Consider the following 24,247-nt stretch of genomic DNA (forward strand, 5'->3'; position numbering starts at 1 on the left):
TAAGCAACAAAAAGAAGAGGTCGATCTGTCGGCCAGTTTAGCAGAAGTATGGAGAGTTCTGACCGATAAAGAACGGGAGGTGCTCCGTAATAATTCGACGATCCAGCATTTCAAACGTAACGAGTTGATCTATTGCGAGGGCGACGAACCAAGGGACATGATGTGCTTACTAAAAGGCAAGGTGAAAATCTTTAAGGAAGGTGTTGGCGGTCGAAGCCAGATTATCCGTATGATTAAGCCTGTTCAGTACTTTGGTTACCGTGCTAACTTTGCTCAGGAAAACTATTTGACAAATGCCTCTGCATTTGAAGCATCTGTCGTTTGCCTGATACCGATGACAGTTGTTACTGATTTGCTGATGGGTAATCCGCATCTGGCTATGTTCTTCATTCGTCAGTTGTCGTTTGATCTGGGAGTTGCGGACGAACGCACCGTGAATCTCACTCAAAAGCATATCCGGGGTCGTCTGGCAGAGTCTTTGTTATTCCTGAAAGATAGTTATGGCTTGGAAGAGGACGGTGCTACTTTAAGTATCTACCTGTCCCGTGAAGATCTGGCAAATCTGTCGAACATGACTACTTCCAATGCAATCCGTACATTATCTACCTTTGTCTCCGAACGTATCATCGCTATCGACGGACGAAAAATCAAGTTGATAGACGACGACAAGTTGAGGAAGATCAGTAAGATGGGATAATAAAGACCAGGATATTTGAGAATATAAAAGAAAGGGCTTTCGTTAATCGAAAGCCCTTTCTTTTTATGGTTAAGCGATTGTTTACCGGATCGCTTCGCGAATACGAACCAGGCGTGTCAGCAGTCCTTCCAGCAGATCCAGTTGCAGCATATTGGCACCGTCGGATTTTGCCTTGGAAGGTTCCGGGTGTGTTTCGATAAAGAGACCGTCTGCTCCTACGGCAATGGCTGCTTTGGCTATTGTCTCTATCAATGCGGGCAGGCCACCTGTTACTCCTGATGTCTGGTTGGGTTGTTGCAGGGAATGGGTTACGTCCATGATAACCGGGTAACCGAATGTCTGCATTTCAGGAATGCCGCGATAATCGACAACCAGGTCGGTATAGCCGAATGTCGTCCCGCGTTCCGTCACCATGACATTATTATTACCTGCATCGGCGACCTTCTGTACGGCAAACTGCATAGCTCCCGGAGAAAGGAATTGCCCTTTCTTGATGTTGACGATCTTTCCTGTTTGTGCGGCTGCAACCAACAGGTCGGTCTGCCGGCAGAGGAAAGCGGGGATTTGCAGGACATCCACATATTCGGCGGCCATAGCTGCTTCGTGTGTTTCATGGATATCCGTTACCGTCGGGATGTTGAAGGTTTCGCCTACTTTACGGAGTATCTTTAACGCTTTCTCGTCGCCTATCCCGGTGAATGAGTCCAGGCGGGAACGGTTTGCCTTGCGGTATGAGCCTTTAAAGATGTATGGTATATTCAGCTTTTCAGTAATACCAACAACCTTTTCTGCGATACGCAACGCCATATCTTCTCCTTCGATCACACAAGGGCCGGCCATCAGGAAGAAGTTCTCTTTATTCTTAAAATCGTTTACTGTTATCATAATTGTTTGAATTTATATTTCGTTATTAAGGTTCAACATTTTCTATATCTATCCGATACAACAAGGAATAAGCTATTTTAACTAATGCATGATCATTTTGCTCTCAAATAACGATCTGTGCTACTGCATACCGGCGTATTTATCCGTTTCCCCGGACTTTTTTCTTCCAAAGCTATTGCTTTATTACGCCCGGATACCTGCTTTTTGTTTCCGGAATGCCCGTTTCAATACTGTTTACACCCCCGTCTCAATGCCGCTGACACCCGGGTGTCGGGACTGTCAACACCCGGGTGTCAACCAACTTTTATTACTATCTATCTGAACTTTAGTCATATACTTTCTGAAAAAATACTACTTCCCGTTTCATTTTAAAACAGGATAGTGATAGTTCAGTGATAGATGAGTGATAGTTAAAACGACCAACTATCACTGTTCAAATAGCAGATATATAGCTATTTACATCAAAAAGTGATAGTGTGATAGTTTATTTTAAAAAAACATTTATGTATTCCTTTTTATATTGTTTATCCGTTCAATAATTCCAATGTCCTTTCTATCTTTTCTTCGGTCGGCAGGGTGGCATTGATCCAGTGAATCGTGCATCCCCGGCGTTCCATTCCGCGGAACCACGTCATCTGCCGTTTGGCAAACTGGTGGATGGCTATCTCCAACTGGGAAACCATCTCCTCGTATGAAAGTTCACCGATGATATATAATGTCAGATACTTGTATTCCAGTCCGTAGTAAATAAGATCTTCCGGCTTTACGCCCGAGTCGATGATCCCTTTTACCTCGTCGACCATGCCTTCATCCAAGCGCGTACGCAATCGTCTGGATATTTTTTCACGACGCAGCTCACGGTCTATATTTATACCGATGATCAGGCTGTCGATCGGATCGTATTCGTTGGTATCCGGGGCTTGCGCCTTGTAATACTCTTCGATCTCTATCGCCCGGATCGCTCTCTGGGCAGTGTCGACGTCTGTTTTGTTATGCAAAACCTTGTAGGTCGACAATATTTGTTCCAGCTCTGCCAGTGATTTCTCTTTTAAAGACTCACGCAGCTCCGGATTCTGGGGGACATCCAGCAGTTTATATCCCTTTAGTACAGCTTCGATATACATGCCCGTGCCGCCGCAGAGGACAGGCAGTTTCCCTTTCTCCCGTATATCCTGATAGGCACGGAAGAAATCGTGCTGGTATTCGAAAACGTTGTATTTGTATCCCGGATCACAGATGTCGATCAGGTGATAAGGGATAAGCTTACCGTTGACGGTGTAATCGGCCAGGTCTTTCCCGGTGCCTATATCCATGCCACGGTAGATCTGGCGGGAGTCGGCACTGATTATTTCCGTCTCCAGCCGGTCGGCCAGGGCTGCGGCAAAAGGAGTTTTACCGGAAGCGGTCGGCCCAAGTATCGTAATAAGTTGATATGTTCTCATCGGGAAGCAAAGATAATAAAAAAAGCCGTCCACTTTGCAGCGGACGGCTTCCATATACTGATTTGTATTTGATTACTTACCAGCGATAACGCGAGCCATTTCACAAACTTTGTTTGAATAACCCCATTCGTTGTCGTACCAAGATACGATCTTAGCGAAGTTGTCATCCAAAGAGATACCAGCTTTAGCATCGAAGATAGAAGTGTTAGAGCAACCACGGAAGTCAGTTGAAACAACTGCATCTTCTGTGTAACCCAGTACACCTTTCAATTCGCCTTCAGAAGCTTCTTTCATAGCAGCTTTGATGTCGTCCATTGTAGCAGCCTTTTCCAGAACTACTGTCAAGTCAACAACAGAAACGTCAGAAGTCGGAACGCGGAAAGCCATACCAGTCAGTTTACCGTTCAATACCGGCAGAACTTTACCTACAGCCTTAGCAGCACCTGTAGAAGAAGGGATGATATTTTCAAGGATACCACGGCCACCTCTCCAGTCTTTCTTAGAAGGACCGTCTACTGTTTTCTGAGTTGCAGTAGCAGCGTGAACTGTAGTCATCAAACCTTTAACGATACCGAACTTGTCGTTCAATACTTTAGCGATAGGAGCCAAGCAGTTAGTAGTACAAGAAGCGTTAGAGATGATGTCCTGTCCTGCGTAAGAAGTATGGTTAACACCATAAACGAACATAGGAGTAGCGTCCTTAGAAGGAGCAGACATGATCACTTTCTTTGCACCAGCCTGGATATGTTTGCGAGCTGTTTCGTCTGTCAGGAAGAAACCAGTTGATTCAACTACAACGTCAGCACCAACTTCGTTCCATTTCAGGTTAGCAGGATCCATTTCTGCAGTCAAACGGATTTTGTTACCGTTTACAACCAAATTGTTACCTTCTACAGCAACTGTGCCATCGAAACGGCCGTGTACTGAATCATATTTCAGCATGTATGCCAAATAATCAGCATCCAACAAGTCGTTGATACCTACGATCTGAATATCATTGCCGAAGTTTTTAACTGCAGCACGGAACACCATACGTCCGATACGGCCGAAACCGTTAATACCTACTTTAATCATTGTAATAAAACTTTTATGGGTTTATTAAAAATATTACGTAAAATCCATTTAACAGCCACAAGGAGTTGCGCACGAAACCAACATCAGGAGCATTCCTGTGAATGCGATCAAAAGAGAAATACTATGTTTCATTATTTATCCTTGTTTTTAACGACTGCAAATGTAGTCATGTTTTTTCTATTTTACATTTATTATGTAGAGAAAAATATGCCCTCTAACATAAATTAATTGTTCACGGCTATTTCTTTTTCTTGAACAATAAGCCTGTAAACCAGCTCTGAGCCTTTCGTATTCCCCAGGTAAGCAAAAATGGCTTAACAACGTCCCATGCGACGGGAAGAAGGCCTTGCGCTATGCTTAAGTAATCCGAGAAGCCGATAGGGATTGCTGCTTCTGCGGGGGAGGCGGATGAGGCCGACGGATCGGCAGATTCTGTTTTTTTCGATTTAGTGTTCGGGAATAATAGGGTGGTAAAACCGGAAATCAGCAGATTTCCTGCATTCTCCTGGATATAAGAAAAGTCGTCATTCAGTTTTTGTTCCTGTATAACACATTGCCTGCGGATACGCTCTTTATCAGAAATCAGCTTCTCCAGCGGTGTCAGGGGCTTGTTTTGCTTCTGTTGCATCGTCTTTTTCGTCATTACCGTTTAATGCTGCGATCACTACGTTGAGTACTGTATGGCAGATTTTACCTTTGTTCATTATAATGAGCCCGATCAATAGGAGGTATAGCACTGCCACAAAGGCAAACCCGGTTCCCATCGAACCGAAGATATCTCCCATAAAGAACCCTAAAGCCAGGAATATGAACAGGATAGCGAAGAAAGCCAGAAACAGTAAAATTAAGCCATACGAAAGTACCGCGATCAGTTGGCCGCTTCTTTCGTATGTGCTTAACTTCAAAAGTTCAAGCTTTAACTCTACATAAGCTGAAACGTCTTCTTTCAGCTCACGAAAGATTTTTCCTGAATCCTTTTCCATAAATGATTATTCAGCTACAATTTCTTCTGTAGCTTTTACTACCTCAGCTTTACCTTCTTTGTACTTGGCGAGAGCGGAATTAAAGCCTTCTTTTACTTTTCCAACTACACCGTTCAATTCTTCCAGTAACTGTTCTCTCTTATCGGTAGCTGCCAGATATCCGACTGCTGCACCCACTGCTGCACCCACTACCAAACCTAGTAATAATTTAGAATCTACATTTTTCATAACTCTTACATTTAAATGTGTCTACTAAAATAACGCTTTTCTTCGAGTGATAGTTTACTTCTGTGTTAACTTTTACTGTTAAATAAAGTTATGGCTTCTGCGTCTTGACAGCCACCCAGTTGTTTTTTTCGGCATGCGATAGGAATATCAACCCGTTACGTTCGCACTCTTCGCGGATGAAGGGGATATCCTGGGTGTAGAAACCGCTCATGAAAAGGAGCGCGCCCGGCTTCATGCATTCGGTATAATGTTTGATATCGTTCAGCAGGATGTTGCGGTTGATGTTGGCAAACACGATATCGAACTGTCCGAAGGCGGGGATCTGTTCGGCTCCGCCCAGTGCGACCTGTATATCTTCCGTATTGTTCAGGCGTGTGTTTTCAAGGGCGTTGTTGTAAGCCCATTCGTCGATGTCGATGCCGACCACCTTACCGGCTTTCTTCATCTTCGCCAGGATAGCCAGTACGGCTGTGCCGCATCCCATGTCGAGCAGGTCTTTTCCTTCGAGGTCGAGTTTCAGCATTTCGCTGATCATGAGGAAGGTCGTTTCGTGATTACCTGTCCCGAATGCCATTTTGGGGTCTATTACTATATTATATGTATAGCCTGGCTCCGGTTCATGGAAGGAGGCGCGGATGATGCAGTCGTTGCCGATACGGATGGGTTTGAAGTAGTTCTTTTCCCATTCCTCGTTCCAGTCTTTGCCTTCCACCTCTTGTGCGGTGTAATGGATGGCGACGTTTTCAAGTGGGAATTCCTTCAGTTTGTCCTGTAATGTATTTACATTATATAATGAGTCGGATATGTAGGCCAGCAACCCGTCTTCGCTTTCGGTGAAGCTCTCGAATCCGATCTCACCCAGTTCGGCGGCAAGAATGTCGTTGATGACGGTTGTTTCGACAGGCGATTCGTATGTGAATTTCAGTTCGTAGTAATTCATATTTTTATCTTTAGTAATTTGTAGGGGCAAAGGTATTGAATATTTCATATGCTACCTTTGTTTTTATTTATTTTGATACTACCTTTGCCAGACGTACTAAAAAAACGTAGAAGCGTTACATATTATCCTACATTTGAAATCTGGACAATTTCATCATACTGGATAATATCCAAGATGCTCCTACGCCTATGTTGTTATATACTTACCTGAAGAAGGAACCTATATGCAATCATAAGCGTGGGGCTATTGTATATTATAGTGTGATGGGCCGTCCAGAGCCTCAAATGTAGTAATATCAATAGCTTCCACGCTTTCTTTATAAATTTAATACAAGTATGTTTGATGTTGCTTTGTTAAGTCAATTGAAAGAAGGGAACCGGGAGGCTTTTAACAGTCTCTTCCGTCATTATTATCCTCGTGTTATGGCATATGTTACTACTATGGTGGAACAAGAGATTGCTGAAGATATCGTTCAGGATGTTTTTCTGTACGTATGGGAAAACCGCAATAAGTTGTATGCCGGGGATGGTTTTCATTCCTATTTATTTCAATCGGCCTATACCCGTTGCCTCGATCATTTTAAAAAGCAGCAATCAGCAGGAAAATACAACCTTCATGTAGAGGAAACCTATCTAAAGGAGTATGGTGATTTACTGAGGGAGGAAACTTCAGTAATGGAAAAATTATATTCGAAAGATTTCTATAAGCGGTTATATGATTTGTTAGACCAATTGCCTGCTCAGCGGCGTGAAGTATTTATTCTGACTTATATTAATGGATTGAAAGCAAAAGAAGTTGCCGCCCGGACTCAAATACCGCAACGGACGGTGGAGAGTCATATCTATCTGACTGTTAAGTATCTGAAAGAGCATATGTCTAAAAAAGATTTTTACCTGTTGTATATTCTTTTGCTTACAGAGGGAATGGTAATGAAAAATATTTCCTGATAAATCGTATTTGTCTCCGTAGTTTTTCCCGTTCGTTCGTTTCGCTTATAAAAAGAGAAATTGACGAATGGATTTTGATTACGGACTTCTTGCAAAATATTTAGCCGATAATATCTCACCCGATGAAATGCGTGAGGTGGCAGATTGGAGCAATCTGTCTTCCGAAAATAAGCAAGTGTTTTCGGAGGTAGTGCGTTTACGTATCTCCTGGAATGCAATGCTTTATGGTGATGCAAGCCGTATTGATGATGCTCTTGAAAAACTGAATGTAAGGATAGATCGTTCCAGCTATAAACGGCTTTTGTATAAGGTAATACAATATGCGGCAATCATCCTTGTTTTATTCTCTTTTTCTTATAGCGGATATGAATATTTCAAGCCTGAAAAACAGATAAGTATTACAGTTAACTCCGGAGAGGATGTAAAAAAGGTGATACTTGTCGATGGAACTACCGTTTGGTTGAGAGGTGGGTCTACACTGAAGTATCCGGAATCGTATTCTACTAAAAAACGTCGGGTTTCTTTACAGGGAGAAGCCTTTTTTGACGTAACGAAGAATGCTGAATCACAGTTCTGTGTTTCTACTGATTATATGCATGTGCGTGTAAAAGGAACTTCATTTGATGTGAAAGTAGACGCCGGAAATAAGAAAGTCGAAACGGTTTTAGTAACCGGAAAAATAGATTTGTTGGATAGAGCCTGGAATAAAGTTCTGGATGTTTCCCCGGGCGAAAAAGTGACATATAACCAAAGCAGGAATGAATATACTATGGAGACTGTAGACTCCAATATTTATACAGCCTGGCGTTTGAATCAGTTCGTTTTTGAAAATGCAACTCTCCGTGAAATAGCAAATAAACTTTCCGTAAAATTTAATGTGAATATAAACATTGAATCTTCTATTCTTGCCCGGCGTAAGTTCCGGTGTGTAATCAATGAGGATGAGAGCCTGCCTGACATCCTGAAACTTCTCACGTTTTTAGCTCCGATCCGATACCGGATAGAGGGAAAAGAGGTCTTTATATATGAACAACAAAATGGAATGCCTATGGAGTAAAAAGAAGAGAGAGAAAGCGTATTCAGAAAATACGAAAAGAGAAGTTATAACTGAAATTAATACTAATTTATAAATCACATATTATGAATAGCAAAGCATATATTGCGACATTGGTTTTATTGCTAGGGGTTGTTCCGCCATCATTAGCTGTAAGCTCCCCTCAAACATATGTAAATTTGGAACTTTCATTGAATAAAACGACAGTTGGTGTTTTAGTCGAACATATCAGTAAACAAACCGGATATGAATTTTCTTATGATGAAGCCTTATTGGATAGAGAAATAAGAGATATCTCGGTTAAGATGAAAAACGAATCTATAAAGAATGTTTTGAACAGAGTTTTTAATAATACTGGTATAAGCTATAAAATTATAGATAATCGTATCTTTTTGAAAGATAATCTGAAATCAAAAGGGGAGAACGTTGTGAATAACGTTTTAGCGGTTGTGCAACAAGGCAAAAAAATATCGGGAACTATACTTGATGACTCCGGTATTCCTGTTATCGGAGCTAATATTGTAGTAAAAGGTACGACAAATGGAACGATTACCGATGCGGACGGTCGGTTTGTGCTTGATAATATTCCGGAAGGAGCCATATTGGTGGTTTCTTATATAGGCTATTTAGATCAGGAAATACCGGTTTCCGGAAAGAGCGTATTGAATATCAATCTGAAAGAGGATACACAAAAACTGGATGAAGTTGTGGTGGTAGGATATGGAGTCCAGAAGAAAGCAAATCTGACAGGCTCGGTGTCGACTGTAAAATATGGTCAGGAATTAGAAAATAGGCCTATTACCGACCCTTCCCAGGCTTTGTCCGGAAAAGTGACAGGTGTTTGGGTTAGCCAGAATTCGGGTGCACCCGGTTCTGATGGGGCTACTATCAGAGTGCGTGGCTATGGAACGTTGAATAACACGGATCCGTTGGTTCTTATCGATGGGGTGGAAGGACGGATGTCAGAACTGGCTCCTAATGATATCGCTTCCATTACTGTATTGAAAGATGCGGCATCTGCTGCTATTTACGGTTCACGTGCTGCAAACGGTGTTGTCCTGATCGAGACGAAGAAAGGTTCGGGCGATAAAGTCTCTGTTAATTATACGGGATATTTTGGTGTGCAGCAATTAGGTCGAAAATATGATATCATTACGGACAGTCCGGAGTATATGGAACTTTGGAACTCTGCATTTACCAACAGTGGTAGTAATCCTTTGTTTCCGGATGATGTGATCCAGGCTTTCCGGAATGGAAATGATCCTTATAAATATCCAAGTACGAATTATTTTGATGAAGTTTTCCATAACTCGTTTACGACCCAGCATAATTTATCGGCAACGATAGGAGGGAAAAAATCTAACAGTTATATCTCGCTGGGTTATTTAAAGAATAACGGTATTGTGAAAAATACGGATTCGGAACGTTATAGTTTGACTGTAAATACGGAAGCGAAAGTAAGTAACTGGTTGCGTTTGGGAGCAAGAGCCCGTTTAATGCGAAAGGTGAGTAATCAACCTTATGATGGGATTAGCCGTGTTATTTATATGATGGCAAACGGTCATCCGTTCTCTACTCCTTATCTACAGGATGGAAAAACATTTGGAGGAACGCAGGCTTTGTATCTTTCCGGGGATAAAGCCGGGCAACCGATAGTTGATACCCGTAATCCTTTCCCTGATTTATATAATGGGCAAAATCAGTCTATTAATAATTTTATGAAGGGAAATGTCTATGCCACGATTGACTTTATGGAGGGTTTGAGTCTGACTGCACAATATAGTGGACAATATAACAATAATAACCAGGATAAATATAACCAGCTTCATTATTGTTATACCGATCTGAATGGTTCCAATAAAAGTAAACCGTTAGATTTTCCTTCCACTTTAAATGTTTACCGTAAAGTGTCGGATGAGTTTTACTCCACATTCTTTGCCAATATCAATTTTAATAGAACCTTTGGTGAGATACATGATATATCGGCATTGCTCGGATATCAGCAGGAAGCTTTAACCAAGCGGGTGACCGAAGCTTCTAAAACAGACCCTTCCAAAGGAGATTTGCATCAGGTAAGTTCCGGAACAAAGAATCCGACGGCAATAGGTAATAAATACCAATGGCGTATGCTTTCTTATTTTGGACGTATAAATTATGCCTTAATGGGAAAATATCTTGCAGAAGTCAATTTAAGGGCGGATGCGTCTTCCCGTTTTGCAAAAGGGAACCGTTGGGGGTATTTTCCTTCTTTCTCTGCCGGATGGCGTTTAGGTGAAGAAGAGTTTATTAAAAAACTGGGTGTTTTCGATAACCTGAAAATTCGTGCTTCATGGGGAAAATTAGGAAATCAGAATATCGGAGATCTCAGCAATCCTAGTAATGGAGACTATTTCCCATATCTGACAGTGTTGACACAGGATTATGAGAATAGCTATAATTTCAACAATACGCTGGCTCCCGGAGCTGCTATTACAGGTTTAGTTGATCCGATGATCACATGGGAAACAACCACCACTACAGATATAGGGCTCGATTTGGGTTTCCTGAAAAACAGACTGAATATAGAAGCCGATTATTTTGTAAGGAAAACGTCCGATATTATTGTGCAGCTTCCTATTCCGACAATATTAGGTGGACTGACCGCTCCTTTTGAAAATGTAGGAGAGATGAAAAATGCGGGTTTGGAACTGAATGTCAATTGGCAGGATCGTATCGCCGCTTCTGATTTTAGCTACAGCATAGGTGCTAATTTAACGTATGTGGATAATGAAGTAACAAAATTCCGGGGAGGGAAAGCGCCTGATCAGCTTTATCTGATCCGTGAAGGATATTCTTATAAAACATTATATGGTTTTATTCAGGAAGGCGTTTACCAGACGGATGAAGAAGCACAGAAACATATGTATGACAATGGATATGTGCCGACTGCCGGTGATTTGAGGTATAAGGATGTGAATGGCGATGGTAAATTGGATTACAGGGATAAAGAGGAAATTGGTAATACGATACCTAAATTTACGTATGGTATCAACGGTAGTCTCTCCTGGAAAAACTTTGATCTGAATTTCCAGTTTGCAGGGATTGCCGGTGTACATGGTTATTTCCAGAATGCCTGGACTGAGCCTCTTGGCATTTCGGGTGGCTCTATTACAGAAAGATGGCGTAATGCCTGGACAAAGGAAAATCCATCGAATGAATTACCTCAAATAAAAGTAAATGACACTTGGAATAGGCAGCAATCATCTTTCTGGGCATGTAATATGTCGTGGTTTAAATTGAAAAATATCCAGTTAGGCTACACTTTGCCTACGGCACTAGCCAATAAGATGTTTTTACAAAAATGTTATGTATATGTAAATGCAACAGATGTATTCACTATTGTAAGTAGTAAATATGAAGGGTTTGATCCGGAAAGGGACACTTTTGCTGATGGATATGGACATTATCCGATACCTCGTGTTTTTTCGATAGGCTTAAATCTATCTTTTTAATGTTGAACGATTCTAATATAAAGAAATATGAAAAAAATAGCAACACTAATATTATCTGTCGCAACATTGGGTTTTAGCAGTTGTGAGAGTTACTTGGATATCCTTCCGGATGATAAGATTACAAGCGAAACCTTCTGGACGACTCCTGAAGATGCAACTCTGGCCTTGAATGGGGTTTATAATGTTTTGAGGAATGATTATGTATATGGATATGGCGGAGGTGAAGATGCTTGTACTCCGAATGCTTATCAATGGGCACATTGGGAAGGACAGCATATGCAGGTTGGGGATGGTTCTATCTTTTCAGGTTCCGGGGCAATCGTTTCCGAACGTTGGAAATTTTGTTACCGTGGAATTTATCGTGCAAACTATTTTCTTGAAAATATCAATAAAATAGAAGGGTTGGATGAAGCAGAAAAAGAGGTGATGCTGGGTGAAGTGTATTTCCTGCGGGGTGTTTTTTATAATTTGTTAGTCAGGTCGTATGGTGGAGTCCCTATTGTAACACAAACACTTACTTCGGAAGAAGGACGTAATGTGGTACGTGCTTCTGCTGAAGAAGTATGGGGTCAGGTACATGCCGATTTTGATGAAGCTATAAAACGGCTTCCGAAAGATGCCGTAGCAAATGGACATGCAACGTTGGGAGCTGCATTCGGCATGAAGATGAAGTCATATTTGTATACTTCTCAATGGGACAAGGTGTTGGAGTTTTGCGATAAAATCGATGCACTTGGGAAATATAAATTATTCCCCTCTTATTATGGATTATTTCAGTATGAAAATGAAGGAAATGACGAAACACTATTCGCTCTTTGTTTTATGGATGGTGCTTTTTCTCAGGGGAGTGCGTTCGACCGGCATTGGCAACCTCAAAATCTGAAATATGGAATGGATGGTTCCAATTCTGTTGCTCCGACTCAATTGTTGGTTGATGAATATGAAACATTGGATGGTTCACCTGTGGATCCGTCTGATCCTTATAAAAACAGAGATCCTCGTTTGGATTTTACGATCTTGCGTCCGGGTGCTTATTTTCAGGGACAATTATATCCGGTTGAAATAAAGAATCACACAGGGCAAAAGGTAGGTTTCGGCATACGTAAATATACGATTGAGACGATGCAGGTAGTCGCTAACCAGTCGCCACTTGATTTTATGATTCTGCGCTATGGAGATGTCTTGTTATGTAAAGCGGAAGCCTTGATTGAGACTAATACGGATATAGACGGAGCCATCGATTTGATTAACCGTATCCGTTCTGAGCGGAATGATGTGAAGTTGCCTTTAATCAAAAAGGGAATAGGACAGGTAGAAGCTCGTAAGGTATTGCGTCATGAACGTCGGATAGAGTTGGCTCTCGAAGGGCAATTCTGGGATGATATTAAACGTTGGAATGCTGGCCCTGAATTCTATCCGTGTGATGTGATCGGTGGTTTGGGAGAATTGATAGAGGTGAAATTTCCGAATGGTTATGATCTGAATAAAAATAACCTGCTGCCTATTCCGGATAGTGAAATATCTTTGAACCCGAAATTAGAACAAAATCCGGGATATTGATTCTGTCGGCTTTTTAATATAACAATATAATAAATTGTTACTTTTGTTTTTTCATAAATGGAGAGGGAAGCCAAAAGACTTACACCCCTTTGGTTGTCCCTCTCTTTTTCATTATTAATTAACTTAATCTATATCAGGCGATGAAAACTAAATTCTCTTTATTGATCTTCGTTTTGCTGTTTATGTGTTTTGAAATGATAGCCCAGGATAAAATCACAATCGGTGTTATCCAGTATGATTTGAGTAATATCGATAAAAGTTTCAAAGATCTGCATGATCAGGGATTCGGTTCATGCGAGATTAATTACAAAAAAAATGCGTTGACGAAAGACTTTGCAGAACAGGTGAAAATGGCATCAAAGAAGCACAATATTAAAGTAACGACGTTGGTCGGTGTGCCGGGAAGTAAAAGTGTATGGAACTTTCGGCAGGGGCCGGCTACTATAGGTCTTGTTCCTGTGGAAGAACGTGCGGATAAAATAAAAGTATATCATGAAATGATCGATTTCTGTGCAATGGCGGATATTCCGGCCATGCATTCTCATTTCGGATTTATCCCCGAAGATCCTTCTTCTGAACAATATAAGGATTTTATCAAAGTCATGCAGGAGCTGGCCAACTATGCGAAAGAACGTAAGGTCATGATCTATTTTGAAACGGGGCAGGAGACACCTACTACTTTGATTCGTGCTATTAAAGATATAGGTACCGGAAATGTTTTTATCAACTGCGACTTGGCAAATTTATTGATGTACGGCAAGGCGAATTCTCTGGATGCTGTGAAATTATTCGGCTCTCTAATTAAAGAGTTTCATGCGAAAGATGGCAAGTATCCGGATCCTGATAATCCATATGAATTAGGTGCAGAGGTTCCTATACCTACCGGTGAAGTGGATTTTCCAGCAGTAATTGCCGAGTTAAAAAAACAGGGTTTTAAGGGGGCTGTAACTATTGAATGTGAGTTAAATGGTTCCCGCCATGATTATGTCATAAAAACTCGTAAATATTTGCAAGAGTTGTTGGATAAATAATATCTTTGTGAGACGTTAGAGGTATCATTTGCTTTCTAACGTCTTTTTTTAAACATGGAAAACAGAAGTGATAGCTAATCATTTACATATATTCATACTATGAGAACAAACAGAAGGGACTTCCTGAAAACTCTGGGAGGTATTGCGGCCTTTTCTATTGTGCCGCGCCACGTGCTTGGAAAAGGCTTTATTGCTCCAAGCGATCAGTTGACAAAGGGTATTATCGGTACAGGCGGTATGGGACGAGGACATGTGAACTATGCCGGAACACGTCTGGTAGCGGTATGCGATGTCGACAAAAAACATCTTGAATTAGGAAAACAGCTGGTGAAAGATAAGATTGCCGCTTACCACGATTTCCGTGATCTGATTCTCGATCCGAACGTAGATATTGTACATATCGCTACTCCGCCCCATTGGCATGGCATTATGTCGACAGAAGCCGCCAAGGCAGGCAAAGACATCTGGTGTGAGAAGCCTATGACACGTACTATCGGCGAAGGTAAACGCGTGATGGAAGCCGTGAAACAGAACGGACGTATGTTCCGTTTGAACACCTGGTTCCGTTTTGCCGATCCGTTCTATGGTTTGGGTACACCCGTTAAGCCATTGAAAAAACTCGTTCAGAGCGGAATGCTCGGATGGCCGCTAAAGGTTACTATCAGTAAACATACCGGTTTCGATTGGAAGTTCTACTGGGTGGGTAAGGAGTATCTCGAACCGCAACCCGTTCCATCTGAACTCGATTACGACATGTGGTTGGGCCCGGCTCCTTACAAGCCTTACAACGCCCACCGCGTACACGGTACTTTCCGCGGATACTGGGATTATGATGGCGGCGGACTGGGAGATATGGGACAGCATTATATCGACCCTGTGCAGTATTTCCTCGGAAAAGACCATACAAGCCCTGTGAAGGTGGAAGTGGATGCTCCGCAGCAGCACCCGGATGCAGTAGGTACATGGCGCTCAATTACATATACTTATGAAGATGGTTGCCAGATCGTTCTTTGGGGTGGCGACTTCGGTGATCCGAATACACCTTATATCTCCGGCCCGAACGGTAATGTATATAAGAACTTTGTATGCGATATCCCCGACTGGGAGAAGAAACTGGCTGATTATCCGGAACCGGAACCACAGGTGACCGACTTTATCGAATGTGTCAAGACACGCCAGCCTTTCGCCCTGAACGAGCAGAATGGTTTCCGTTCGGCAACAATCGTGAATATGGGTGCCGTTGCTCTCCGCTTGAACCGTACGCTGGAGTTTGACCCCGTTAAACTTGAGTTTATTAATGATGAGGCCGCTAATCGTTTGCTGGATCAGCCAATGCGTTCTCCCTGGAACATCTAATTAAATGAAAATAAAATGAGAAAAGTATATATATCTATTGCCAGTTTGCTGTTATTCGGCAGCGTCCTGATGGCTCAGGCACCGGCAAACCGTACAGCTAAGACAACTGCGGCCGATGTGTTGGCGCAGATGCCCGCGGAAAAGCAGGCTGAATATAATAAACTGATCAGCGATCTGAAAGGAACCGGTGAAGAAGGTGTTCTGATGCTGGTTAATATGATCAACGCTCCCGGTAAGGGAAGTAACGCGCAGGTAGACTATGCCCTGAGCGGACTGACGCATTATGTGATGGCGAAAGGGGAGGAAAGTGCCCGCCTGGCAACCGCCAACGCTTATCTGAAAGCGCTCGATATGGTGAACGAACGCGAAACAAAAGCGTTTATCATCCGTCAGCTCCAACTGCTGGGACAGGATGAATGTATCGATGCCCTGTCTTCTTACCTGAACGAAGAGAGCCTGAGTGGCCCGGCTGCCCGTGCGCTCGCATCTATCGGCACCGAAAATGCAGGCAAAGCCCTGAAAGCGGCTCTGATGCGCCGTATGGGTACTCCGAAAACACAAAAAGATATTATTGTAGCCATCGGCGAAGCACAGGTGAAAGATTCGGAAGAACTGCTGAAGGCGCTCCTGGGTTCGGGTGACGAAAATATGCAGAAAGCCGTTTTGCACGCGCTGAGTCGTGTCGGTAGCAAGGCATCCATCAAGGAAATGGCCGATGCCGCTGCTGCTGCGGGCTATACGATGACCAATACGCAAGCGAATGAAGCCTATATCGCTTTGTTGAAGCGTGTGGCCGGACAAGGCGACGTGAAAGAGGTGGAAAAAGCTGCCAACGATTTGCTGAAGAAGGCCACGAAAGCCGGAAAGACGCAAACACGTGATGCCGCCCTGCAAATCCTCTTATCGCTGAAGAAGGAAAACAGTACCAAGCTGTTGCTTTCAGCCCTGAAGGATACGGACAAGGCTTACCGCAACGCAGCTCTGAATTATGCTTCAGACTTTGCAAACAAAGAGGTATATATCGAAGTGATGAAGGCGATGCAGAAAGCAAAACCGGAAGCGAAGGTGGATATCATCAACTGGATCGGACGCGAGGCGAAATGCCCGTCGAAACATGATGTTATCAAGAACCTCGAACTGCGTTTCGACCTGACTGCCATGCAGGTGCTGCTCGCTCAGCTGAAGAGTACGGACTTCGATGTGAAACAGGCTACGGTCTGGACGTTGGTTAAGATCGGGGACAAGCAGGTGATCCCTGTATTGGCCGAATTGCTTGCCAGCAACGACAAACAGATAATCCTGCTGGGTCAGGATGCCCTGTCTGCCTTTAACGGAGATATCGACCAGGCTGTGGCTCGCGTTATCCCGTCTGCTACGGATGCAGGTAAGATCGCAGCTGCTGAATTACTGGCTATGCGTAAGGCAACGGCCAACCTTAACAACGTGCTCGAACTGATTAAGTCCGGCTCTCCGGAGGTGAAGAAGGCTGCTTATACGGCTTTGAAGGATGTGGTTTCGGAAGGTGACCTGGTTAACTTGTGCGGTATGTTGGAAACGGCGGACGCTTCTGCCATTGCTCCTATACAGCAGGCTGTTATCTCCGCTATCTCCTCTATGTCTCCTGCCCAGCAACAGGAAACGATTACCCGCCGTATGCTTCAGGCCGGCGACAGCAAGAAGTATCTCTATTATATCGTTCTGGCAACAACCGGTCAGCAAGATGCCCTGGCAGCTATTGTGGATGGCTTCCATAAAGGGAAAGGCGATGCCCGTGACGCTGCGTTCGAGGCTTTACTGAACTGGAAAGGTATCGAGGCGGCTGACGAGTTATTCGCTATTTGCAAGGACGCTTCTTCGTCTGCTTACTTCGATCGTGCCCTGAAAGCTTATATCCAGTTGGTTGCAAATCCGTCCTTTACGGGTGAAAACCGTTTGCTGGGTCTGCGCAAGGCGATGGAAATAGCCAAGACGGATGAACAGAAAATCGCAATCCTGCGACAGATCGAACGGACAGGTACGTTCCTCGGTATGTTGTATGCCGGCGAGTTCCTCGATCAGAAGCCTGTCCAGCAAGCGGCTGCCAATGCCGTGATGAATATTGCTTTAGGCAATAAGGATTATATGGGTACGAACGTTCGCGAATTGCTGAACAAGGTGATGCAGGTGCTCGACAATCCGGACGCCGGTTACCAGAAAGAAGCGATTAAGAAGCATTTGGCTGAAATGCCGCAGGGGGAAGGTTTCGTATCTATCTTCAACGGCAAAGACCTGACGGGTTGGAAAGGTTTGGTAGAAAACCCTATCGCCCGAGCAAAGATGAAGCCTGCACAGCTGGCGAAAGCACAGGCAAAAGCGGACGAAAACATGCGTCGCGACTGGAAGGTGGAGAACGGTATGTTGGTGTTCGATGGTACGGGATATGATAACCTGTGCTCCGAAAAGCAATATGGCGACTTTGAAATGTATGTAGACTGGATGCTCGATCCGGCCGGCCCGGAAGCGGATGCCGGAATCTATCTGCGTGGAACGCCCCAAGTGCAGATTTGGGATACTTCCCGTGTAAACGTGGGTGCTCAGGTTGGTTCAGGCGGCTTGTATAATAACCAGGTGAATCCAAGCAAACCTTCGAAAGTGGCAGACAACAAGTTGGGCGAATGGAACAGCTTCTATATCAAGATGGTTGGCGACCGTGTGACGGTTGTACTCAACGGCGAGAAGGTGGTAGACGACGTAATCCTTGAAAACTATTGGGATCGTAAGCTCCCGATCTTCCCGGTAGAGCAACTGGAATTACAGGCTCACGGAAGCAAGGTTTACTACCGTAATATATATGTGAAGGAACTGGAACGTAAAGAGCCGTTCAAACTTTCTGCCGAAGAACAGAAAGAAGGTTTCAAAGTCTTGTTTGACGGAACCAACATGCATCAGTGGACAGGTAACACCGTAGATTATACCATCGAAGATGGTTGTATCTCCATGATACCGAGCAAGAGTTATGGCGGAAACCTGTATACCAAGGATGAGTTCGGTAATTTCGTTTATCGCTTTGAGTTCCAGCTTACTCCGGGGGCTAACAACGGAGTGGGGATCCGTACCCCGATGGAAGGGGATGCCGCTTATGTCGGTATGGAAATCCAGATACTTGATTGCGAACATCCTATCTATAAGGATATTACCAAATATCAGCATCATGGTTCCGTTTACGGGATTATTCCTACGAATGCCGATCACCACAAGGCTTTCAAGCCAGTGGGCGAATGGAACGAGGAAGAGATCGTGGCTAACGGAGATAATATCCGCGTAACAGTGAACGGTGTGGTTATCCTCGAAGGTAACATCCGCGATGCTGTGAAGAACGGAACTCCCGACGGAAAGGAACACCCGGGATTGTTCAACAAGAAAGGGCATATCGGCTTCTTGGGTCATGGTTCGCCGGTTAAATTCCGTAATATCCGTATCAAAGAACTGAAATAAGATAGTATTGTCCATTTGCGAAGCGGAGGCAGGTTTTACCTGTCTCCGCTTTTGTTTTAACTAAAACTTCGAAATCCCTTGAATATTAACGTAATTAAAATTTGCGGATATGGTTTATTATAACGTATTTTGTATGCATATTAGCTATAAGAAAGCAAATGGATATAGATCAATATCAGTTGTTGTTGGATAATGCTCAGGTAGGTTGGTGGGAAGCCAACTTCGAAAATGGGTGTTATATATGTTCGGACTATATAATGAGTCTGTTGGAGTTGCATGACAGGAATATCCCTATCAATCATTTTATGGAATTGATCCGTGAAGATTATAGAAGCCGGATTGCTAGTGAATTCGCTTTTTTCAAGGAAATAGGTATCTATGAACAGATATTCCCGTTGAAGACTTGCTACGGGTTTAAGTTTGTCCGTTCGAAGATCTGCAAACGGGAGATCGATGCCAACGGGAAAATAGAAGTGCTGGGTATCCTGCAACTGCTCCCTCATAATGTGGAAGATACCCAGCAGAGTATGACCAACCAGGTGGATAGTCTTCTCCGGCATTTAGGAAGCCTTTCGCGTGCACTGCACTCTTTTATCCAGACAAATGATCTGCCTAAGTCGATCCATGAGGTTCTTTCGGAAATATTATATTCTATCGGTGCACAGGGACGCGCCTGTATTATGGAGTATGGCAATAACCTGCAAACGCTGAGTTGTACGCATGAAGTATGCAGCGAAGGAGTGGCTTCTGTTAGTTCCTCTTTACAAAATATACCCGTTTCTACACTTCCCTGGTCGACTAGGAAAATACAGAATTTCTATCCGGTGCTGATCAATAACCTGGATGAACTGCCCGTTGAAGCTGCCGAAGAGAAGCGCTACCTTCAACTCCGTGGATCACTCTCCCTGATACTGGTTCCGCTGGTAATAAAAAATAAGGCTTGGGGATATATCGGTATCGATATCATGGATAGGAACCGGCTTTGGAGCCTGGAGGATTACCAGTGGTTCTCGTCGATCGCTAACATCATCAGTATCATAACCAAGATGGCTCGAATTAACGAAGCACTCGACCGGGGCGAGAAGTTGTTGCGTAATATTTATACAAATATCCCGGTTGGAATTGAACTTTATGATAAGGATGGCTATCTTATTGACATAAATAAAAAGGATGTGGAGATATTCGGGCTGCGCTCTCCTAAGGATGCTCTAGGTGTGAATATATTTGATAATCCGGTGATCCCCAGTGATGTCCTCGACAAGATGCGCAATAAAAAGCCGGTATCTTTCCGTTTGAGCTATCCGTTCACTAAGGTGGTATCCAGTAATTATTACCCAACCCGCAAAGAAGGAGCGATCGACTTGCTCACAAAGGTCTGTATGCTTTATAATAATAAGGGAGAACTGATAAACTATTTGTTTATAAACCTGGATAATACGGATAAGACAATAGCCTATAACCGTATAGAAGAGTTCGAATATTTCTTTACGTTGGTAAGCCATTATGCTAAAGTCGGATATGCCAAGTTTGATTTATTGACTCGCGAAGGATATGCCATCAGCCAGTGGTATCATAATCTTGGCGAGAAGGATGGTAAACCGTTGGAAGAGATAATCGGTTTGTACGAAGCCGTGCACCCTGAAGACCGTGCTGTAATGCTCGACTTCTTTGAAAAGGTAAAGGAGGGAAAAGCTACAAGTATCCGTAAGGAGTTGCGTGTCAGGACGAAGGATAGCTGGAAGTGGATTCGCGTAAATGTCATGCGCAACCCTCAGTCGAACAATCCGGATAAACTGGAAATGATCTGTGTGAATTATGACATCACGGAACTGAAAGAAACCGAGCAGCAACGAGAGAAGGCGGAAGAACTCGACCGCCTGAAGTCAGCTTTCCTGGCCAATATGAGCCATGAGATACGTACGCCGCTGAATGCTATTGTCGGTTTCTCCACCTTGTTGGTCGATACCGACGACAGGGACGAGCAGCTACAGTTTGTCGGTATCATCCAGAAGAATAATGAACTATTGCTTCAGTTGATCTCCGATATTCTCGACTTAGCAAAGATTGAAGCCAATACGATAGAATTCAAGCCGGTAGAGATAAAGCTGAAAGAGTTTCTGGAAGAGATCGTCCGTTCGATGAGTATAAAGGTAGGCGAGCGGGTAACGCTTGGTTGTGTACCGGGGCTGGAACCTTGTGTATTCAGTTTCGACCAGATCCGGCTGACTCAGTTGCTTGCTAATTTTGTAAACAATGCGATTAAATATACAGAGCATGGCTCGATTATGTTGGGATATGAGATCCGTCCGTCCGAAATAGAATTTTCTGTAACGGATACCGGGGTAGGCATGAACGAGGAAGTTCGTGCACATGTATTCGACCGTTTTTATAAAGGGAATGATTTCAAGCAGGGAACAGGTCTTGGCCTTTCTATCTGTAAAAGCATTGTGGAACAGATGAAAGGAAAGATCGGGGTAAGATCCGAAGTCGGTAAAGGTTCCTGTTTCTGGTTTTCCTTACCCCGCTGATTCCTATTCTTTTTCTCCGTAGGCCAGATCTCCGGCATCCCCCAGTCCGGGGATAATGTAGGAATGGTCGTCCAGTTCGTCGTCGAGGGCGGCGATCCAAACGGTCGTTTTATCATCCGGCATCTTCCTTTGCAGGTATTCGATAGCCTGTTTGCTGGAGATAATGGAGGCGACGTGGATATGGGCCGGATGGCCTTTTGTCAGCAATGCTTCGTAGGCCAGTTCCATCGAGCTACCGGTAGCCAGCATCGGGTCGGTGATGATCAGCGTCTTGTCTGTTAATCTCGGTGAAGCTATATACTCGATGTGAATATCGAAGTTCAGGCGATCCTTGTATTTGCGGTAGGCTGAGACGAAAGCGTTTTCCGCATAATCGAGATAACTCAAAAAGCCCTGGTGATACGGCAGGCCTGCACGCAGGATGGTGCTGATTACAACCCGGTCGTCGGGAGTGCTCATGGGGGCGATCCCCAGCGGTGACTGTATATCTTTTTGGCTATAAGAAAAATCCTTACTGATTTCGTAAGCCATAATTTCACCTATCCGTTCGATATTTCTACGGAAACGAAGGCTGTCCTTTTGAATATTGACATCCCGCAGTTCAGAAACGAACCTGTTTAAGATGGAGTTTGATTCTCCCAGATTAACTATTTTCATGTGAGTATTTTGTATGTACCGGACAATTAATTTTTCGGAGCCGAAATTAGATATAATTAGAGCATCCTACAAATGTTTACCGATAAAATCCCCGTGTAGGCACAAAGTTTCGTATTCCGAAACAAAGAGTTATGTCCGGATTCGTTTGTTGCGATAATAGGAGTGGGGATATACATGCGGTTGTTTAATTAGAACCGGGCTGCTGTGGTATACTTTAAAAACACCTCTTTTTACTAAAATACTATGTGTATTTTTGCAGATGTCATAAAATAAGAGAAAAGGAGGTGAAAAAAAACTTCCCCCATGCGTTAACATGAAGGAAGTTAGAAAAACAAATCATATTATTTTTTTTCGCCAGTGCCGTTCATAGCTTCCAGCAAGAATTTACCGGGTTTGAACTTTACCGTTGTTCTGGCTGGAATCTGTACCGGAGTACCAGTTTTTGGATTACGAGCCAGGCGACTTGTTTGAGGTCTAGGTATCAGTGTACCAAAACCAATAAGAGTAATTTCCTCTTTTTGTGACATTTTTTCGGTTACGATCTCGATGTAAGCATCTAATACTTTTTTTGCTTTCTGTTTCTGTAACCCTGCCTTATCTGCTAAGGCCTCGATAAGTTCTGCTTTGTTCATGAGTGTTTCTTTTTAATGATTATATACATTGCAAATGTACGCCATAGTATTTTCTAAATGGTGTCTTTTTGCAGACAAGAAAATCAGCGTTCATTTCTTATTAAACAATAGCTACAGGCTTTTGTTACGATTAGAGAAACAAAAAACGTTAATTGATGGCTGTTTGCGGTAATCGAAACAAAAACAAGGCTTAATGCCATTTGCCCATACAAAGCCGGATATTTTTTTATGGAAAACATGAGTAAAAACAATAAAAATAGCACACTAATAATTATGAAAGATGCATTGAATAACGGGCTTATCAAAGCCATGAGGGAACATCTCCCGGAGGAGACTAATTTGGCTAACTATATTATGGATATAATATCCATAGGAAAGGAAGCAGTTTATCGCCGGTTACGGGGGGAAGTTCCGTTTACTTTTTATGAGGTATCACTTCTGTCGCAGAGTCTGGGCATTTCGCTGGATCAGATCGTCGGTACGAACAGGGCGGAAGGTGCCGTGTTTAACCTGAATGTGGCCGATGGCACCAGTCATATCGATAACTACCATGATATCATCAAACGTTACCTTAAGCTATTCTCTTTTGTTAAGGATGATCCGAAAGCGGTGGTCAGTACAGCTTGCAATATTATTCCTTATACACTTTATTCGCCTTTCGAGCGAATGACCAAGTTCCGCCTGTGCCGGTGGATGCACCAGAATAACGGAATGAAGATGACCGGAAGCATGGCAGACGTAGTGGTTCCGGAGAAAGTGTTGGAGTCGCAGAAGAAACTGACGCAGGAGATCCGCCTGATGCCTACTACTTATACTATTCTGGATAATAACCTGTTCCAGTCGTTTGTAAGGGAAGTAAAATATTTTGCCGGATTGAACATGCTGTCGGATGAGGATATCGAGGTGATGAAGACCGAACTGCACCGCCTGTTGGACGACCTGGAGTATGTTGCATCTTCTGGTGAGTTCTCCAACGGGAAGCAGGCTTACCTCTATTTGTCGAACATCAATTTTGAAGCGACCTACAGCTTTGTAGAGAAAGGTAGTTTCCAGTTGTCGATGTACCGCCTTTATGCTATTAATTATATGGATTCGCAACATCCGGAAATATGCCGCGCACAAAAGGAGTGGATACAATCCCTGAAACGATATTCCACCCTGATTTCCCAAAGCGGAGAAATACAGCGAATGATCTATTTCACGAAACAAAGGGAAATAGTCGATACATTATAGGTTTTGCCTATATATTAATGTATAGTAAAGGCACT

19 protein-coding genes are annotated in these 24,247 nt (G+C 43.3%); 10 read left to right on the forward strand and 9 right to left on the reverse strand.

Translation table 11 applies throughout. The features are described 5' to 3' along the window. The first annotated feature begins 25 nt into the window (after positions 1-25). Positions 26-697, forward strand: coding sequence for a Crp/Fnr family transcriptional regulator (locus tag HMPREF1536_RS01990; RefSeq protein WP_369800839.1), 672 nt, complete (start codon positions 26-28; stop codon positions 695-697). 81 nt (positions 698-778) lie between these two features. On the opposite strand, the gene kdsA is transcribed toward HMPREF1536_RS01990, so the two are convergent. From kdsA to prmA, 7 genes are all read right to left on the reverse strand, one after another. Next, positions 779-1,582 carry a 3-deoxy-8-phosphooctulonate synthase gene (gene kdsA, locus HMPREF1536_RS01995; protein WP_028730463.1) on the reverse strand — a complete coding sequence of 268 codons (804 nt, stop codon included), beginning with the start codon at positions 1,580-1,582 and terminating at the stop codon, positions 779-781. A 524-nt stretch (positions 1,583-2,106) separates the two neighbouring features. Continuing rightward, on the reverse strand, positions 2,107-3,024 hold the full coding sequence (gene miaA / locus HMPREF1536_RS02000; protein WP_028730464.1) for a tRNA (adenosine(37)-N6)-dimethylallyltransferase MiaA: 918 nt from the start codon (positions 3,022-3,024) through the stop codon (positions 2,107-2,109). Positions 3,025-3,096: 72 nt separating this feature from the next. Continuing rightward, the gene (gene gap / locus HMPREF1536_RS02005) at positions 3,097-4,098 is read right to left on the reverse strand and encodes a type I glyceraldehyde-3-phosphate dehydrogenase (protein ID WP_028730465.1); all 1,002 of its coding nucleotides are present in this window, start codon (positions 4,096-4,098) and stop codon (positions 3,097-3,099) included. 238 nt (positions 4,099-4,336) lie between these two features. Beyond that, on the reverse strand, positions 4,337-4,726 hold the full coding sequence (locus HMPREF1536_RS02010; RefSeq protein WP_028730466.1) for a hypothetical protein: 390 nt from the start codon (positions 4,724-4,726) through the stop codon (positions 4,337-4,339). Then, positions 4,674-5,081 (reverse strand): phage holin family protein, encoded by a 408-nt coding sequence (locus HMPREF1536_RS02015; RefSeq protein ID WP_028730467.1) that lies wholly within the window; start codon positions 5,079-5,081, stop codon positions 4,674-4,676. Before HMPREF1536_RS02015 ends, HMPREF1536_RS02010 begins: the two co-directional genes overlap by 53 nt. Before the next feature lie 6 nt (positions 5,082-5,087). Beyond that, positions 5,088-5,309 (reverse strand): YtxH domain-containing protein, encoded by a 222-nt coding sequence (locus tag HMPREF1536_RS02020; RefSeq protein ID WP_028730468.1) that lies wholly within the window; start codon positions 5,307-5,309, stop codon positions 5,088-5,090. 88 nt (positions 5,310-5,397) lie between these two features. Next, a complete protein-coding gene (gene prmA / locus HMPREF1536_RS02025; protein WP_028730469.1) occupies positions 5,398-6,249 on the reverse strand; it encodes a 50S ribosomal protein L11 methyltransferase in 852 nt (283 codons plus the stop codon). 335 nt (positions 6,250-6,584) lie between these two features. Here prmA and HMPREF1536_RS02030 point away from each other — a divergent pair, with 335 nt between their 5' ends. From HMPREF1536_RS02030 to HMPREF1536_RS02065, 8 genes are all read left to right on the forward strand, one after another. Then, on the forward strand, positions 6,585-7,196 hold the full coding sequence (locus HMPREF1536_RS02030; RefSeq protein ID WP_028730470.1) for an RNA polymerase sigma-70 factor: 612 nt from the start codon (positions 6,585-6,587) through the stop codon (positions 7,194-7,196). 67 nt (positions 7,197-7,263) lie between these two features. Beyond that, positions 7,264-8,253, forward strand: coding sequence for a FecR family protein (locus tag HMPREF1536_RS02035; RefSeq protein WP_028730471.1), 990 nt, complete (start codon positions 7,264-7,266; stop codon positions 8,251-8,253). 83 nt (positions 8,254-8,336) lie between these two features. Beyond that, positions 8,337-11,741, forward strand: coding sequence for a TonB-dependent receptor (locus tag HMPREF1536_RS02040; RefSeq protein WP_044193737.1), 3,405 nt, complete (start codon positions 8,337-8,339; stop codon positions 11,739-11,741). 27 nt (positions 11,742-11,768) lie between these two features. After that, on the forward strand, positions 11,769-13,301 hold the full coding sequence (locus HMPREF1536_RS02045) for a RagB/SusD family nutrient uptake outer membrane protein (protein WP_028730473.1): 1,533 nt from the start codon (positions 11,769-11,771) through the stop codon (positions 13,299-13,301). 140 nt (positions 13,302-13,441) lie between these two features. Continuing rightward, positions 13,442-14,332, forward strand: coding sequence for a sugar phosphate isomerase/epimerase family protein (locus HMPREF1536_RS02050; protein ID WP_044193739.1), 891 nt, complete (start codon positions 13,442-13,444; stop codon positions 14,330-14,332). Between the two features lie 99 nt (positions 14,333-14,431). Continuing rightward, on the forward strand, positions 14,432-15,688 hold the full coding sequence (locus HMPREF1536_RS02055) for a Gfo/Idh/MocA family oxidoreductase (RefSeq protein ID WP_028730475.1): 1,257 nt from the start codon (positions 14,432-14,434) through the stop codon (positions 15,686-15,688). Between the two features lie 15 nt (positions 15,689-15,703). After that, entirely contained in the window at positions 15,704-19,162 is a 3,459-nt protein-coding gene (locus HMPREF1536_RS02060) for a DUF1080 domain-containing protein (RefSeq protein ID WP_028730476.1), read from the forward strand. Positions 19,163-19,320: 158 nt separating this feature from the next. Next, a complete protein-coding gene (locus HMPREF1536_RS02065) occupies positions 19,321-21,690 on the forward strand; it encodes a sensor histidine kinase (RefSeq protein WP_028730477.1) in 2,370 nt (789 codons plus the stop codon). 3 nt (positions 21,691-21,693) lie between these two features. Here the strand turns inward: HMPREF1536_RS02065 and upp are convergent, their stop codons facing one another. Both upp and HMPREF1536_RS02075 read right to left on the reverse strand, forming a co-directional pair. Then, a complete protein-coding gene (gene upp, locus HMPREF1536_RS02070; RefSeq protein WP_028730478.1) occupies positions 21,694-22,347 on the reverse strand; it encodes a uracil phosphoribosyltransferase in 654 nt (217 codons plus the stop codon). A 341-nt stretch (positions 22,348-22,688) separates the two neighbouring features. Then, positions 22,689-22,979 (reverse strand): HU family DNA-binding protein, encoded by a 291-nt coding sequence (locus HMPREF1536_RS02075; RefSeq protein WP_007652950.1) that lies wholly within the window; start codon positions 22,977-22,979, stop codon positions 22,689-22,691. A gap of 273 nt (positions 22,980-23,252) precedes the next feature. On the opposite strand from HMPREF1536_RS02075, the gene HMPREF1536_RS02080 reads away from it, so the two are divergent. Next, the gene (locus tag HMPREF1536_RS02080; RefSeq protein WP_028730479.1) at positions 23,253-24,212 is read left to right on the forward strand and encodes a hypothetical protein; all 960 of its coding nucleotides are present in this window, start codon (positions 23,253-23,255) and stop codon (positions 24,210-24,212) included. The last annotated feature ends 35 nt before the right edge of the window (positions 24,213-24,247 follow it).

It is taken from the genome of Parabacteroides gordonii MS-1 = DSM 23371 (genome assembly GCF_000969825.1).
Lineage (GTDB): Bacteria > Bacteroidota > Bacteroidia > Bacteroidales > Tannerellaceae > Parabacteroides > Parabacteroides gordonii.